Origin of the sequence: Sphaerochaeta sp. UBA5849 (genome assembly GCA_002432715.1) — a bacterium.
GTDB lineage: Bacteria > Spirochaetota > Spirochaetia > Sphaerochaetales > Sphaerochaetaceae > Sphaerochaeta.
In genome coordinates this window covers 1-13,929 of sequence record DJGJ01000014.1, presented here as the reverse complement: position 1 = coordinate 13,929, position 13,929 = coordinate 1, and the positions used below count along the sequence as shown (strand labels likewise).

The window sequence follows — 13,929 nt, the reverse complement described above, 5'->3', positions numbered from 1 at the left end:
TTCTATGGGAGATTATCGAATCTTGTGGGAGAAGCCATCGGAATCATAACACCTTCCGGTAGGAGCCGATGAACCTTCCCAGCCTCACCCCCTTGTCCAGGAGCTTGAATTGGGCCCACAGGTCGATCAGTCCGTTGCTGGCTGGGGTGCCGGTCAGGCCCACGATGCGACGGATCCCCGGGCGGCGTTTCATCAATGCCCTGGATCGCTTGGAGCGGTGGTTCTTGAACGATGAGAGCTCATCGATGACAACCATGTCAAAGTCGAAGGGCAGAGTGCTCTCCTCGATCAGCCACTGCACGTTCTCTCGGTCGATGATGTACAGGTCCGTCTTGCGCTCGAGTGCTGATCATCAGTGAAGTCTGCTCGGGGCAGATTGATTGTGAGCTTGTCTGCCTCCTCGATCCCGTCGCTCTCGTAGCCGCGGTTCTTCAGGTGTTCCAGAAGCTTCCTCACCGTTGCATCGTCCATGCTCTCGGGAATGCCGAGCTTGCCGCTACGGTCCAGGACGCACTCTCCGATCTCATAGTTGCAGGTGGGGTACATCATGTACCTGGGCAGGGTGTTCAATGCATCCGCGATATCGTCGGTCAGTTTCTTGCGTTGCTTGGTGCTGATGCGGTAGGGGATGACCATCCTCATGAGCGCACCTCCTTGTCGGTCTCATCGTCTGTCTTTTCGGAGCCCTTGATCTCGAACACCCCGTCTGTAAGCTGTTTGCAGAATTCCTCGTATCCCATCTGCCCGTTTGCCATCATGGCGTTGCTTGCTTGCTCAAGTTCCTCTTTGGTCCAATCCTTGCACATGCTTTGGTCTCCTTGCTTTTTGGTATGTGTATGTACGCTCTTGTCGGTAAGGATTGCAAGTCGATATTGACCACAATTGTTAACTATCTGGTTTTATGTTTGGTAATAGAAATGGCAATGTGTTATAGTACAAGCATGTCCAATTTAATCAAATCCAAGGATAGGGTTGCTGATTTTGGCGAGGTCTTCACGCACGAGCGTGAAGTCAAAGCCATGTGTGACTTAGTCAAAGATGAAACAGAACGTATAGATAGCCGCGTACTTGAACCAGCATGCGGCGATGGGAACTTCCTTGCAGAGATATTGAATCGGAAGCTGGGTACCGTAAAAAGCCGATATTGCAAGAATCACAGTGATTATGAAAAATATTCCATCGTTGCTGTCTCCAGCATGTATGGCGTTGAGTTGCTTGAGGACAATGCTCAGCATTGCAGGGAGCGGTTGTTCGGTATCTGGAATGAAGCCTATACGAGCAATATGGGCAAAGATGCCACAGATGTGTGTCGTGAAGCTGCAAGATTTATATTTCATAGAAATATTTTATGTGGTGATGCCCTCTCCCTTCTTCAGAAAAACGGCAAACCAATAATCTTTTCAGAGTGGTCGTTGGTAGCTGGAGTGATGCTGAAGCGAAGGGATTTTGAGCTGGCGACCATGCTTGAGATGCAAGACCTCGGGAGGCAGGGAGACCTGTTTCTTTCCTCCGGATCTTTTGATGAAGAGGTTGGAGCTTATATCCCGCAACCTATTGCTGAGTATAAACCCATAGAATACTGGAGGGTCCAGTGTCAGAGCGATTAAACCATAACCCCGACGTTTTGTCATGTCTAGCAAACTTGTCCAACGATGAGGTCTTGACTCCTCCTGAAGTAGCAAACGCGATGCTGGATATGCTACCACAAGAATTGTTTAGAGATCCCAATGCCAGATTCCTGGATCCTGCTTGTAAGTCTGGTATTTTCCTGAGAGAAATTGCAAAGCGCCTTCTGGATGGTTTGAAGGATAGCATTCCCGACCGGCAGGACCGCATTGACCACATTTTTCACAAACAACTATATGGGATCGCAATCACAGAATTGACCAGTTTATTAGCTAGACGGAGTCTTTATTGTAGCAAGAATGCGAACAGTATTTACTCTGTTACCTCGTTTGAAGGGGCAACAGGCAATATTCGGTTCAATCGGATTGAACATGCTTGGGATGGTGATGGGAAATGTCAATTCTGTGGTGTTTCAAAAGAACAGTTCGATAGAGGCATAGAGCTAGAAACTCATGCTTATGAATTTATACATATTAAAAATACTGAGGAATTAGCTAAAGTGAAGTTTGATTTAATTATTTCTAATCCTCCCTATCAGTTAGATGATGGTGGAAGTGGAAGGAGCGCAAGGCCAATATACCAACTATTTGTTGAACAAGCGAAGAAGTTGAAACCAAGATATTTATCGATGATTATTCCCTCCAGATGGTTTTCTGGTGGGAAGGGTTTGGATGAATTTCGGGCTACCATGCTTGGCGATGACCGTATACGAAAACTTGTTGATTATGAGAATTTTAAGGACGTTTTCCCAGGGGTTGATTTAGCAGGTGGTGCTTGCTATTTTCTTTGGGACAGAGATAATCCTGGCTCTTGCATGATTACGAATAAATCGCCAGAAGGTGAAAATACAGAGATTAGAAAGCTGAATGAATTTGATACCTTCATAAGAAATAATAGAGCTCTTGATATCGTGAGAAAAGTAACAAAATTGAATCAAGGAAAAGAAACCTTGTCTAGCATTGTTTCACCTAGAAAACCATTCGGCCTCCCTTCAAACTATGAACCACAAAATCAAGGGATTCCTTGCTGGTTCATTCAAAAAATTGGCTATAAGTTTGCCCGTGTTGAAGATGTTGATGATTCAAGGGGATACCTAAACAAGTGGAAATTTCTAATTCCAGCTGCTCCAATTGCGGGACAAACAGATTTTACCAAACCTGTAGGATTTTTTTATGAAGGGAATACAAGGATTGCTGAACCAGGATCTTGTTGTACAGAAACTTGGTTGGTAGCTGGTGCATTTAATACGAAAGAGGAAACTGAAAGCTATAAATCCTACCTTTTAACCAAGGTTGTTCGCTTCTTGCTCCTTCAAACCGTTGTTTCACAGCATATATCTATCAAGAGTTTTGCTTTTATTCCCGCATTTCCAAAATATGATCAGAAGTTTACAGATGCATATCTCTGTAGACTTTGGGGTATATCTGAAGAAGAGTGGCACTTAATCGATTCAAAGATAAAAGATATTGGAGAAATGTAAAATGCCTAAAGAACTCTTTCCTGGTCGAGACTCTACAATAAATCCCCAGATTTATGCTTACACTGAAGACCAGTACAAGGGGTATTACAAGGTAGGAGATACGACACGAGATGATGTTGAGATACGCGTAAGGGAACAGTATCCAACAATCCGTCCAGGAAATGAGCCTCCCTATCGAATAGAATTTACCGAAAGTGCAATGCGTGCTGATGGTTCCGTATTCAGGGATCATGAAGTCCATAGGATGCTGGAATCCATGCATTGTCCTTGTGTTGGTGGTGAGTGGTACAAGTGTACGATTGAGGATTTGAAAAAGGCTGTGCATGCTGTCAAGCACAGGTTGGTGACAGCTACCGACCGAACTCTTGATTTCAAGATGCGTCCAGAGCAAGAGGATGCCGTTGTTCACACCAAAGCATATTATGAATCAGCAGAGCAGGATGGGAGTGGCCGAATCCCAAAATATCTCTGGAATGCGAAGATGCGCTTTGGAAAGACCTTTGCAGCCTATCAACTTGCCAAATTAATGGATTACAAGAAGATTCTAGTTCTCACGTTTAAGCCGGCAGTAAGGGGAGCATGGAGAGATGACCTTTCGACCCATGTTGATTTCGAAGGTTGGCAGTTTATCTCACGCCCCACAGCGTCAACACTTTTCACTGATGATATTGATGAACAATACGCTCTTGCCGATAAAAGCAAACCAATAGTTTGTTTCGGCTCTTTTCAGGACCTCCTTGGGGTTGATAGGGCAACGGGAACCATCAAGGCTCACAATGAATGGATACATGCAACTCACTGGGATCTGGTAATATTCGACGAGTACCATTTCGGTGCTTGGAGAGAAAAAGCGAAGGAGCTGTTCGAGAAGGAAGATGACGAACAAGAAATTGAGCTGCTTGAAGAAGAAAAGTATGACCCTGACAGTGTCTATGACGAATCCTTTCTTCCCATTTCAACAAGCCATTATTTATTCCTATCAGGAACTCCATTCAGGGCAATCAATTCAGGCGAATTCATAGAAGAGCAGATATTCTCATGGACATATTCTGATGAACAGAGAGCGAAGGAAGAATGGGATGATTCCCAAGGATCAAATCCTTATGCTGCTCTTCCTCGGATGGTAATGCTCACCTACAAGATGCCTGAGGCAATCAGAAAGATTGCCATGCAGGGCGAGTTCAACGAATTCGACTTGAATGTCTTTTTTTCAACCGAAGGGAAAAAGAAGGAAGCGCGCTTTGTTTTTGAAGCTTATGTGCAAAAATGGTTGGACCTGCTTCGGGGCCAGTACTTCGAGACATCGGCTGAGGACCTGAAAACTGGACGAAGATCACCATTTCCTTTTTCCGATATTAGACTCCGACAAGTACTCAACCACACCCTCTGGTACATGCCCTCGGTTGACACCTGCTATGCAATGAAAAATCTCCTGAAACAAAAGCAGAATAGCTTCTATCACTCATACAGGGTGGTGGTAGCGGCAGGAAGCGAGGCTGGACAAGGTGCGGAAGCAATGATCCCAGTTGAGAGAGCGATGGAAGATCCATTGAAAACGCAGACCATCACACTCACCTGTGGAAAGCTGACAACGGGAGTAACTGTAAAGCCTTGGACAGGTATTTTCATGCTGAGGAATCTCAAGCAACCCGAATCTTACTTCCAGGCGGCCTTTCGAGTTCAATCACCTTGGACTGCAGGAAAGGAAATTATCAAGGAAGAATGTTATGTATTTGACTTTGCTCCTAACAGGACTCTCAGGCAGCTATCAGAATACAGCTGCAGGCTAAACACAAAGGAAAAAAATCCTGAGACCAAGGTCGGAGAGTTCATCAAATTCCTTCCGGTCCTCTCCTACGAAGGCAATATGCTTAGGCAGATCGATGCTGGGGAGATTCTTGACATCGCAATGTCCGGAACCTCAGCGACGTTGCTTGCACGTCGGTGGGAATCTGCTCTTCTCGTCAATGTAACCAATGATGTTCTTGCTCGACTTCTGGCAAATCCAAAGGCTCTGGCTGCACTCATGAGTATGGAGGGCTTCAGGAATCTGAATAGTGAAATTGAGACAATCATCAATAAATCTGAGGCGGTTAAGAAAGCCAAGAAGGAAGGTTTGGACGGAAAGTCAAAGGATGAGAAAAAGGAGCTCAGCGAGGCTGAGAAGGAATACAAAAGCAAGCGGAAAGAGATCCAGGAAAAACTCATCAAATTCTCAACTCGCATTCCGATTTTCATGTACTTGACTGATTACCGAGAAGTAACCCTACAGGATGTCATAACCAAACTGGAGCCAGGACTCTTCAAAAAAGTCACAGGGTTGTATGTGAAGGATTTCGAGTTGCTTAAATCGATCGGCCTTTTCAATGAGGATATATGGAATGATGCTATTTTTAAGTTCCGACGCTATGAAGAGGCAAGCTTGGAATACACAGGTATAAACAAGCATGCTGGGGAGCCTGTTGGTGGTTGGTCTACAGTTTTAACTCCAGACGACTACCAAGCTCTCTATGCACATCAAGCGGATTATGGGCCGGTTATACCTGAGACAAAGCCTCTTTCTTCTACGAAGACTTCGGAACGACAAGAACAGCAGCATTCAAAACCTGTCATAAAGAATTCTGATATCCCAGAGATTGAAACTCCATTGAAGCCGAAAGTAGTGCTTATTAAGAAGACTCCATCGATCAATACTTCAACAACGAGGAAGATGGAAGACAAAGGGGCTTCCTTGGCAGCAGAAACCCCTCCTGTGGCTGAGCTCAGGATTGGGGATAAGGTTCAAGTTGATCTCTACGGAATCTGTGTCGTCAATAGATTTGGGAAAGGTTGTGTGTATCTTAAAACTAAACAAAAAAGAGAGGTCGTTTTTAAGTATCCACACTCTTTAGCTATTGGATCAATCAAAAAGCTTTGATTCAGGTTTATTCACAGATCGGCTGAGGAAGAATGATTTTGAAACCTTAAGTGATAAGTAGGAGGATTTAAATGAGCCAAATGATTAAAAGGGGAAAAGAGATTATCAGGATTTGCCCAAGTAACAAACAGAAAATTGAGTATTCAACAAGTGATGGCAGGTCCTGGATTACAAGGTACTCGAGTAGTGCCTGTGGGGATTTTTCGGATCTTACTGACAATGGTAAGGAGATATTAGCGATGACATCAAAAGGCTTGTACTATTCAACAAGTGATGGACGTTCTTGGGTAAAGCGAAGTTAGTCAGAAAGTATTGCCCAAAAGGTACTCTATGCTGAACCTCTCGTTTTTCACGCTTGAGCGTAGCCTTATTGTTAATTCGTGAAAGGTTTACATCTATAACATAGTAAAGGTCGGTTTATATGGAAACTAAAGAGAAAATTTCTATCGAATATCAGCGTATAGAAAGTATTGTTAAAGAGAAAAATCCCCTTATTGAAGGAGCAATCAGAGATGGTGTGTTGGATGAAGATGCATATTTAGCCTCCAAGCACAAGTGTTGTTTTATCTTAAACGAGCCATATGATGACTTCGATGATGAAGCAGAGTATGGTGGGGGCTGGGAATTTTCAGTAATTCTTTCTTATTGGGAACCAGATCAAGGAAGACGGGATTCTACGTTGGCTCGTTGTGCAGCTATCACATACTCAATCAATCATGATTTTTGTGATACGAAGAACCTTACAGCCGAACAACTGAAAGAAGGCCTTAGGATGTGTTGTTGGATCAATCTCAACAAAGCTCCTTCTAGAAGTACCACATTACAAGACGCTTCCTTCAGAAAGAAAGCTGAGTTATGGAGTCCTGTTGTACAGCTTCAGTTATTGGATGCTAATCCTGATATAATCATCTTCGGAAATACTTGGGATATGCCGTATTACGATTATCCATACAGTGATGTTGCCGATACTTTGAAAAAATACACTGATGAAACAGGTAGGTGGTGGGCTGAAATTACCAGAACAACTGATGGAAGACTTCATGTAAACACGTATCATCCAGGCAGGAAAGGAATCGAGTATGAATCCATGGTGATTGATGGAATCAAAGATTTTTTGGGTTGAGTAATTAACTTGATAGGCTTTCCAAGAAACATTCATGAGTTTGAATAGTGTTGGAGCAATTATTCTCTCGTTAACTATCGTTTAGTAAATTTAAACACCAGACAAACACCAACAGTCTGCCTGAAACTGCAAATCAGGCGTTCTGTTGGGTGTATTTGGGCATTTTGATGTAAAAAAGTCTTTTTTCTCGAAATAGACTTCCACCTTGTTTTCCTTGAGGCTTCGGATGGTGGTGAGGCTGTCCACCGTGTTGCGTGCGAAGCGGCTGACGCTCTTGGTGACGATCAGGTCGATCTTGCCGGCAAGGGCGTCTGCAATCATCTGCTTGAACCCCTCGCGCCTTGCCGTGCTGGTACCGCTGATGCCCTCGTCGGTGTAGATGCCGACGAACTCCCACTCCGCCTTGGATTTGATCATGGTGGTGTAATAGTCGACCTGCGCCTCATAGGAGGTGAACTGGTCGTCCCTGTCGGTGGAGACGCGGGCGTAGCCTGCGACCTTCCTCCTTGGTCTGAACTGATCGGTTCCCTGCCCGGTTGAAAACTCCCGTACCGCCGGGATCACCCGTACCTCTCTCATGCGTTCACTCCTTCACTGTTGTTCTCATTCCGTCCTGTCATCTTCTCGCGTCTCAAGACCCATGCATCGCTTCTGGCCGTGCTCTTCCAAGGCGAGTACAGAATGCCCCCTTCCTTGAGATGGGACTCAAGGCTCTGGGCATGGACCACGATATGGTCAACCAACACATCAATCCAGGCAGGATTGAACTCCGCATCCCTGCAGGAGCCTGCCAGAGGCCCGAGCGATGAACAGCAAGCCTGACGCAGGGCGCGAAGCGGAAGGTTCTTTGCGCTGCAAGCCTTGGCACCGTTGTTTCTCTTGTTCGAGCACCGGTACTGGCCCATCTGGTATTCGGTGAGAGCTTCCTTGTCGGTACCGGTGGCCGGAGTGTAGGTGAGTGTGCTGCCGCAATTGCCGCAGATAAGCTTTCCGGTGAAGCACGAGGATGCTCTCCATCTCACCGCACCGGACTTCCGCCTGCGTTCGCGCTCCGCCTCCACCTTCTGGTGAAGATCCTCATCGATGATCGGGGGGTGCGTTCCATCAACCACGAAGCGGGGGAGCTGGCCGCGGTTCATCTTTTTCCGGTGCGTGATGTGGCTTTCCACATAGGTGCGCTGGAGGATGCTGAAGCCTCGGTACTTCTCCTGGTCGAGGATCCTGAGGATGGATGACTTGCCGAAAGGCTGACCCCTTCGGTTGAGGATGCCGCGTTCAGCCAAGGCTTCGGAGATCTCGGTGAGCAGCATGCCGTCTGCGAACGCTTGATGCATGAAACGCACCGCCTCGGCTTCCTCCCCGATGATCTCAAAACGGTCATCAACCCACCGGTACCCGTAGATTTTGTAAGCGGGGAACTCCCCCTGCTCGAATCTCTTTCGTATGCCCCACTTCACGTTCTCGCTGATCGAGAGGCTCTCCTCCTGTGCGTAGGAGGCAAGGATGGAGAGCAGAAGCTCTCCGTCGGCTGAGAGCGAATCAAGGTTCTCTCGCTCGAAGCGCACCGAGACGCCCAGCTCCCTGAGCTTTCTGACCGTGTTCAGAAGGTCGACCGTGTTGCGTGCGAATCGGCTGATGGACTTGGTGAGGATGACATCGACCAGGCCTTTCCGGCAGTCTGCCATGAGCCGTTGGAACTCACTCCGCTTCTTTGTTCCGGTTCCTGAGATGCCCGCATCGGCATACACCCCGCAGTACTCCCAAGCCGGGTTTGCCTGGATGAGCATGCTGTAGTGGCTGACCTTGGGCGGACAGGGATTCCATCAGCTCGTCGGTATCGACTGATACGCGAGCATACGCCGCCACCCTCAATCTGGAGGGAAGGGTGGGGGCGGCATTATCGATTCTCGTTACCTTGGCCATGTGCATCCCCCTGCCTTATCGGTATAAAAAGCCTTCAGTTTGTGATTCATATCTTTCCTCTGCATGAAGTTGTATTGTATCAATCACTCACATCGCATCTATAGTCAACCGAACTCGCAATACAATCCCCCCAATAGGGGCTTGTACCTTGCAAGCAAAAGCTCCCTTGCCTTGGAGAACTCGGCCTCGGTCAGAAGGCCTACCTGCAGTAGTCTTTCAGCGAGGGAGAGTGATGCCTGATAGGCTGTTTCGGCCCTGAACTGCTCATCGCCCATCATCGGCATCCTGGTAGTAACGTGACCTGATGTAGCACTGGTGGCTGCAGAACCTGCGCTTGGGATTTCCGTAGGCGGTGAAGGGTTTTCCGCAGGTGGGGCAGGTGAAGTGGTAGAGGCTCTTGGACGATTGTTTGACCAGGAACGGGTGGGAGCCCCACCACTTCTGGCGGCAGGCGTCGGTGCAGAAGATCCGCTTCTTGCGCTTGGCAACCTGGATAATCTGTTTGCCGCATTGCTTGCATGTGCATGTTGCCGGTTCGCTTGGTGTACTCGGCAGGCCTTTCTTGGCAGCGCGAAGGCAGCAGGTTTTCACGGTTCCCTCCTTCAGGGAGAGGCTGGCGGCAATATGGCTGTAGGTGCAACCGAGGCGGCGCATCTCAAGGATTTGGGTTTTCTGCTTTTCTGTCATTTGGTTCTCCTGGATGAGGGCTCATTGATTTGGTCCTCAATGCCTTCCGTATGCGGATGGGGATTTAACCGATGGAAATTGTCAAGATTTTCAATTTGGCGTAGGTACCAGAGGCGAAGTGTGCTTTTCTTTATGGTTCTGCTCTGAGAGCATTGCCATGGGCAATAAATCATTGCAACCAGATGAAAGCGGGGTTATGGTTGAATACGAAGCAGATAAGGGAGGGGCACATGGATATCCGTAACAAGCGTATCTGGCAGCAGGCATCCGGGGATACAGATAGGAACTATTCTGAACTTTGCTTGAAGTGGGGAGTGATACTCAACGGGCCCGGCTATGCCGGAAAATGGCCTGAGTGCCAGAATCTATTGCAGGATGATGAATGGAGTGCGAGAAAGATTACCGATCTGAGAAGATTCTGCGAAACGATGCAAATAGGGGATTTGGTGATTTTGCGACTCGGGACAACTTCCGTCTTAGCTGTAGGAGAAATCGCGGGAGAATATGAATGGCGGGAGGAATTTGGTGATGTCGATGGGTGGGATCTCCAACATTGCAGAAGAGTCCGTTGGTTATGGAAGGCTGCAGGGGACCCTATGTCGTTTGAAACCTATGCCTTGAAATTTGGAGATACTACTCAGCTCCTTGATTCTCCTGAAGTAGAAGCATGGCTGGGTGCACTGGTTGTTCCTGACGAGGCGTTCCATGCCCCATTGCCGGAGATTCCTCAAACGGAATTGCTTTCAAGAATCGGTCTGGAGATGCGTGACATTTCGGAGTATTTGTACGACAAGGGGCTGTCCAGCGTGTCTATCAGCAAACTAATGGAAGATATCGGGGAGCTCACGCGGATTGCGAAATGGTACAAGAAGCAGGAAATGAGGCCCTCAGAGTATGAGACGGTAGCGTATCTGGTGATACCCTTGTTGAGATCTCTGGGCTGGACCCCCCAGAAAATGGCGGTTGAGTGGAATCGTGTTGATGTGGCATTATTTGCGGATCTGCCAAGGGGAAATGATAATCTGACCGTTGTTGTGGAAGTGAAGAAACTCAACAACTCTTGTTTGATGGCAAAATCCCAGGCACAGGATTATGCTCTTGATAAGCCGAATTGCAGGCGACTGATTGTGACTGATGGATTGCGTTATGGAGTCTACTCAAAGAATGAACTTGGGGATTTCTATCTTGACGCCTATCTGAATCTGACCAGGCTGCAAAGCATGTATCCAATTTATGACTGCGACGGTGCGATGGAATCTTTCCTATTGATGTCACCCGAGAGTAATTTTAAGAATGGGAGCAAGTCATAATTCTTTTCTCAATGCAGATTACGGCCTTTACTTAAGGATGGTACAGAATGAGATTGCATTTATCAAATTTGCAATTGAATTTGCTGTATCAAATCTTGCAGATAGGGGGTGAATTGCATGATGGTGATAGACACAACTTTCGATTTCTATACAGATGCAACCAGCAAGGATCCCGATAACACCAGCCCCACTTTGCGAAGGTATCACAAGCTGTTGTGGAGCAAAGCCCTCCCCAACGGGCGGATGTTCGAATTGCGGGACGATGTAAGCGGTGCCTATTTGTACCATGCATCTGATCTTGGAGAGTTTTTCCTCGGAAGTGATGCTATCACACATTCCTATAAAAATCAGGATCGAAAGCAATGGCTGGTGCAACAGATTCCTGACGAGGTGGATGCATTATTCAAGGCTGGATCAACTATCGGGGCATACATCCTATTTCCCAACAGGCGGATTGATGGCAAGCAAACAATCAACCAGGCACGAGGTGTCAACCGCCTCATCGATGATCGGTTTGATTTGACCTTGGAATGCATTCGCCGTTTCTATTTAGGTATCGATAGTCCGCTGTATGAGACGCTTCAACGGTACAAAGATTTCTTTGATCTGTTTCAGGATTTCACCGGATATGTCCACTTCTTCTTGCTGGAGGACTTGGTGGATGGAGATGGCAATATTAAGTTCTATATGCCGTTCGATGGATTTGCGTCTCCACCTGCATTTTCAGATATTAGCGATTATCTGGCATATAAGCGGCAAGTTATGACATTCATTGAATCAAGAAACAGAAGGATTTCTGAAATCACCCAATCTACATGATCCCGTGCCTGTTCCCTTTCCCCTTAGCTTCAGTGGCCCAATCGATCGGATCCAGTCCCTCGAGCCGGTTGTGCTTGTCCCAATATCGTCTGGCCCACTTAACCAGCAGCTTGGTGATGTCGCAAATGTAGGTCGCCCTTCTGAATTCACCGAACTCCGAGTAGCAACCCCTGATGCAGCAGTACAAGCAGGCGTTCTCCTCTTCGAAGCCGGATTGAGAAAATTGAAGCCATGCCATGGAGAGGGGCTCCTCTACTGGACCAAGGACTCAAAGGATGATCTCTAGGTATTGCTTGGCAAGAGAACGCATAATCTGCAGCGTGGGAAATGGTCGATACCTGCAGGAGGAGGGGAAGAGCCGAAGGAAGGAGACTATCGGTACCAGGAAGGAAATCCACATCCTCCACAGGAAGGATAAATTGATACCTCCAGTTAGGGATGAGTAAAGAATAACTTTCCCATATGTTGAAATCTTCAATGATAGACAAAAGACGTATATTGGCAGCCCTTCCAAACAGGAATTCAATTGTTTTTCGACGGCAATGCCACCTGCGAGATTGTTTGCCGGCGGCTTTCCTCATGGGATATGTTTGTTGGATTGATTGGTGCTAATTTGGGGATGTGCTGGAAGTGCTATCGTATCATCGCAGGAGCCTGCCGGGTCATCCAAGAATCAGGGGTTATTCCCTCTTGGCTTGATGACGTAGTTCCATTTGCCGAGATGGTCATCATGGACCACCCTGTAATCTTGCAGAAAGGATTCCGAGGCCTTGACTCCCTTCTCATATTGCTGGGTTTTGAGACTGGCATGGACTTTTAGGCCAGCAGCGGTGGTGACGCGCGTCGCCGCCAGCACCATCTCCGAGGCGTCGTTGAACACCATTCCATTCCATCCCCTGTTTATATGGCAAAAAAAACGATGCTCGATCGGATTCCATTTGGATGAATAGGGTGGGTAGTGGGCTACCCGTATCTCTCGTCCAATCCTATCTGAGAGTTCCTGCAGCTCTTGGCGGAATCTATTGCTCCTACTGGAGTTGCTTCCCCCTCCATCGGCAAGGATCAGCAGTTTCCTTGCTGAAGGATACTGGGACGTTCCCAAGGTGTCCCACCAGTCCCCTATGCAGGAGACATTGAATTCAGAAGTGTCATGGGCTGTGGTCCCGCAGGTAAGGAACCCCTCGTTCCTTTGCATGTCATACACCCCGTGGGGGGTCACCTTGCCACTGGAGAAGGAGGGGAAGTCATGGTCGCTGACCTTTCGGCTTTCCTTGCAAAAGCAACGCCCCTCACGATAGAAGTTCCCGAGCATCTCCTTCTTCTTCGTATCGATGCTCACCACAGGGGACTTGCCGTCATCATACTCTTTTCTCAACCTCTCGATGTTCTTGAACTGGGCATCCTTGTCCTGCGCCTGCTTGAGGGGGATGGACTTGCTCATCTTTCTTCGGGAGAAGCCCTTGGCCTTGAGAAGCCTGGACACATAATACTCGGACACGGGATACCCGAGGAGGGCCTCCATAGCCGTGGCAATGCCTTTCCGGGTCATGCTCACCCATCTTACCGCCTCATTCATTGGGTCGCCGGCGGTGCATGAGGCGACAACCGCATCAAAAGCCTCCCCGACCTGTGGGTTGAGCATGAGCAGGTCTTTCCTCCCGCCACCGGGTTCGCGGATGCTTGTCGTTGGGTGCACTGAGGTGGAGAAACCCAGCAGTGCACTTTCCCTCATACCCTTGCTGACCGTCTTCCTTGAGATAAGCAAGTCCCTGGATATCCTGGTGATCCCGCCATGGGGAAGTGCCGATGCAAGAGTGCCGGCGTACAACCGGCGGTGATGCTCAGGCAGCAGGTCACAAAGGTTCTTGCACCGCTGTTGTAGTGTACATCCCTCCATGCAGGTCCTCCCCTTGGAGAAATGCTACAGAATTATTGGACAATATACAATCTATACAGCCCATTATTTTGCTAAAAATTCACAATGTTCACAACTTAAGGAACCCCGAGGTTTGAGTGCTCCCTCAAGCAATATTTAATTGTATTT

The 13,929-nt window shown here is 47.7% G+C and carries 16 protein-coding genes; 6 read left to right on the top strand and 10 right to left on the bottom strand.

Translation table 11 applies throughout. The features are described from left to right. Positions 1-43 precede the first annotated feature (43 nt). The 3 genes from B3K89_RS01665 to B3K89_RS01655 are packed head-to-tail and all read right to left on the bottom strand — an operon-like array spanning position 44 to position 806. On the bottom strand, positions 44-301 hold the full coding sequence (locus B3K89_RS01665; protein ID WP_345906983.1) for an SNF2-related protein: 258 nt from the start codon (positions 299-301) through the stop codon (positions 44-46). Continuing rightward, on the bottom strand, positions 289-642 hold the full coding sequence (locus B3K89_RS01660; protein ID WP_345906982.1) for a hypothetical protein: 354 nt from the start codon (positions 640-642) through the stop codon (positions 289-291). Before B3K89_RS01660 ends, B3K89_RS01665 begins: the two co-directional genes overlap by 13 nt. Then, entirely contained in the window at positions 639-806 is a 168-nt protein-coding gene (locus tag B3K89_RS01655) for a hypothetical protein (RefSeq protein WP_345906981.1), read from the bottom strand. Before B3K89_RS01655 ends, B3K89_RS01660 begins: the two co-directional genes overlap by 4 nt. Before the next feature lie 30 nt (positions 807-836). Here B3K89_RS01655 and B3K89_RS01650 point away from each other — a divergent pair, with 30 nt between their 5' ends. From B3K89_RS01650 to B3K89_RS01635, 4 genes are all read left to right on the top strand, one after another. Continuing rightward, positions 837-1,607 carry an SAM-dependent DNA methyltransferase gene (locus B3K89_RS01650; RefSeq protein WP_345906980.1) on the top strand — a complete coding sequence of 257 codons (771 nt, stop codon included), beginning with the start codon at positions 837-839 and terminating at the stop codon, positions 1,605-1,607. Then, entirely contained in the window at positions 1,592-3,106 is a 1,515-nt protein-coding gene (locus tag B3K89_RS01645) for an Eco57I restriction-modification methylase domain-containing protein (protein WP_345906979.1), read from the top strand. Before B3K89_RS01650 ends, B3K89_RS01645 begins: the two co-directional genes overlap by 16 nt. Position 3,107: 1 nt before the next feature. Next, positions 3,108-6,023, top strand: coding sequence for a GIY-YIG nuclease family protein (locus B3K89_RS01640; protein ID WP_345906978.1), 2,916 nt, complete (start codon positions 3,108-3,110; stop codon positions 6,021-6,023). 421 nt (positions 6,024-6,444) lie between these two features. Next, positions 6,445-7,146 (top strand): hypothetical protein, encoded by a 702-nt coding sequence (locus B3K89_RS01635; RefSeq protein WP_345906977.1) that lies wholly within the window; start codon positions 6,445-6,447, stop codon positions 7,144-7,146. A gap of 90 nt (positions 7,147-7,236) precedes the next feature. On the opposite strand, the gene B3K89_RS01630 is transcribed toward B3K89_RS01635, so the two are convergent. From B3K89_RS01630 to B3K89_RS01610, 5 genes are all read right to left on the bottom strand, one after another. Further along, positions 7,237-7,725: a recombinase family protein gene (locus B3K89_RS01630; RefSeq protein ID WP_345906976.1), complete on the bottom strand. Its 489-nt coding sequence runs from the start codon at positions 7,723-7,725 to the stop codon at positions 7,237-7,239. Beyond that, positions 7,722-8,933: a recombinase family protein gene (locus tag B3K89_RS01625; RefSeq protein WP_345906975.1), complete on the bottom strand. Its 1,212-nt coding sequence runs from the start codon at positions 8,931-8,933 to the stop codon at positions 7,722-7,724. The genes B3K89_RS01630 and B3K89_RS01625 overlap by 4 nt, the downstream gene beginning before the upstream one ends. Beyond that, the gene (locus B3K89_RS01620; protein WP_345906974.1) at positions 8,845-9,069 is read right to left on the bottom strand and encodes a hypothetical protein; all 225 of its coding nucleotides are present in this window, start codon (positions 9,067-9,069) and stop codon (positions 8,845-8,847) included. Before B3K89_RS01620 ends, B3K89_RS01625 begins: the two co-directional genes overlap by 89 nt. Before the next feature lie 104 nt (positions 9,070-9,173). Continuing rightward, the gene (locus B3K89_RS01615) at positions 9,174-9,344 is read right to left on the bottom strand and encodes an SHOCT domain-containing protein (RefSeq protein WP_345906973.1); all 171 of its coding nucleotides are present in this window, start codon (positions 9,342-9,344) and stop codon (positions 9,174-9,176) included. Then, a complete protein-coding gene (locus B3K89_RS01610; protein WP_345906972.1) occupies positions 9,334-9,756 on the bottom strand; it encodes an RNA polymerase subunit sigma-70 in 423 nt (140 codons plus the stop codon). Before B3K89_RS01610 ends, B3K89_RS01615 begins: the two co-directional genes overlap by 11 nt. A gap of 230 nt (positions 9,757-9,986) precedes the next feature. Here B3K89_RS01610 and B3K89_RS01605 point away from each other — a divergent pair, with 230 nt between their 5' ends. Next, positions 9,987-11,066 (top strand): hypothetical protein, encoded by a 1,080-nt coding sequence (locus B3K89_RS01605; protein ID WP_345906971.1) that lies wholly within the window; start codon positions 9,987-9,989, stop codon positions 11,064-11,066. 117 nt (positions 11,067-11,183) lie between these two features. Further along, on the top strand, positions 11,184-11,885 hold the full coding sequence (locus B3K89_RS01600; protein WP_345906970.1) for a DUF6994 family protein: 702 nt from the start codon (positions 11,184-11,186) through the stop codon (positions 11,883-11,885). On the opposite strand, the gene B3K89_RS01595 is transcribed toward B3K89_RS01600, so the two are convergent. Both B3K89_RS01595 and B3K89_RS01590 read right to left on the bottom strand, forming a co-directional pair. Then, positions 11,878-12,123, bottom strand: coding sequence for a hypothetical protein (locus B3K89_RS01595; protein WP_345906969.1), 246 nt, complete (start codon positions 12,121-12,123; stop codon positions 11,878-11,880). The genes B3K89_RS01600 and B3K89_RS01595 overlap by 8 nt on opposite strands. A 435-nt stretch (positions 12,124-12,558) precedes the next feature. Then, positions 12,559-13,782 carry an ISAzo13 family transposase gene (locus B3K89_RS01590; protein WP_345906968.1) on the bottom strand — a complete coding sequence of 408 codons (1,224 nt, stop codon included), beginning with the start codon at positions 13,780-13,782 and terminating at the stop codon, positions 12,559-12,561. Between the last annotated feature and the right edge of the window lie 147 nt (positions 13,783-13,929).

Excerpts from the sequence above, each read along its gene's own strand:
- B3K89_RS01640 (WP_345906978.1), top strand. The coding sequence starts at position 3,108 with ATGCCTAAAGAACTCTTTCCTGGTCGAGACTCTACAATAAATCCCCAG.
- B3K89_RS01600 (WP_345906970.1), top strand. The coding sequence starts at position 11,184 with ATGATGGTGATAGACACAACTTTCGATTTCTATACAGATGCAACCAGC.
- B3K89_RS01625 (WP_345906975.1), bottom strand. The coding sequence starts at position 8,933 with ATGCTCATCCAGGCAAACCCGGCTTGGGAGTACTGCGGGGTGTATGCC.
- B3K89_RS01620 (WP_345906974.1), bottom strand. The coding sequence starts at position 9,069 with ATGGCCAAGGTAACGAGAATCGATAATGCCGCCCCCACCCTTCCCTCC.
- B3K89_RS01595 (WP_345906969.1), bottom strand. The coding sequence starts at position 12,123 with ATGGCATGGCTTCAATTTTCTCAATCCGGCTTCGAAGAGGAGAACGCC.
- B3K89_RS01630 (WP_345906976.1), bottom strand. The coding sequence starts at position 7,725 with ATGAGAGAGGTACGGGTGATCCCGGCGGTACGGGAGTTTTCAACCGGG.
- B3K89_RS01650 (WP_345906980.1), top strand. The coding sequence starts at position 837 with ATGTACGCTCTTGTCGGTAAGGATTGCAAGTCGATATTGACCACAATT.
- B3K89_RS01615 (WP_345906973.1), bottom strand. The coding sequence starts at position 9,344 with ATGGGCGATGAGCAGTTCAGGGCCGAAACAGCCTATCAGGCATCACTC.
- B3K89_RS01590 (WP_345906968.1), bottom strand. The coding sequence starts at position 13,782 with ATGGAGGGATGTACACTACAACAGCGGTGCAAGAACCTTTGTGACCTG.
- B3K89_RS01610 (WP_345906972.1), bottom strand. The coding sequence starts at position 9,756 with ATGACAGAAAAGCAGAAAACCCAAATCCTTGAGATGCGCCGCCTCGGT.
- B3K89_RS01655 (WP_345906981.1), bottom strand. The coding sequence starts at position 806 with ATGTGCAAGGATTGGACCAAAGAGGAACTTGAGCAAGCAAGCAACGCC.
- B3K89_RS01660 (WP_345906982.1), bottom strand. The coding sequence starts at position 642 with ATGAGGATGGTCATCCCCTACCGCATCAGCACCAAGCAACGCAAGAAA.
- B3K89_RS01635 (WP_345906977.1), top strand. The coding sequence starts at position 6,445 with ATGGAAACTAAAGAGAAAATTTCTATCGAATATCAGCGTATAGAAAGT.
- B3K89_RS01605 (WP_345906971.1), top strand. The coding sequence starts at position 9,987 with ATGGATATCCGTAACAAGCGTATCTGGCAGCAGGCATCCGGGGATACA.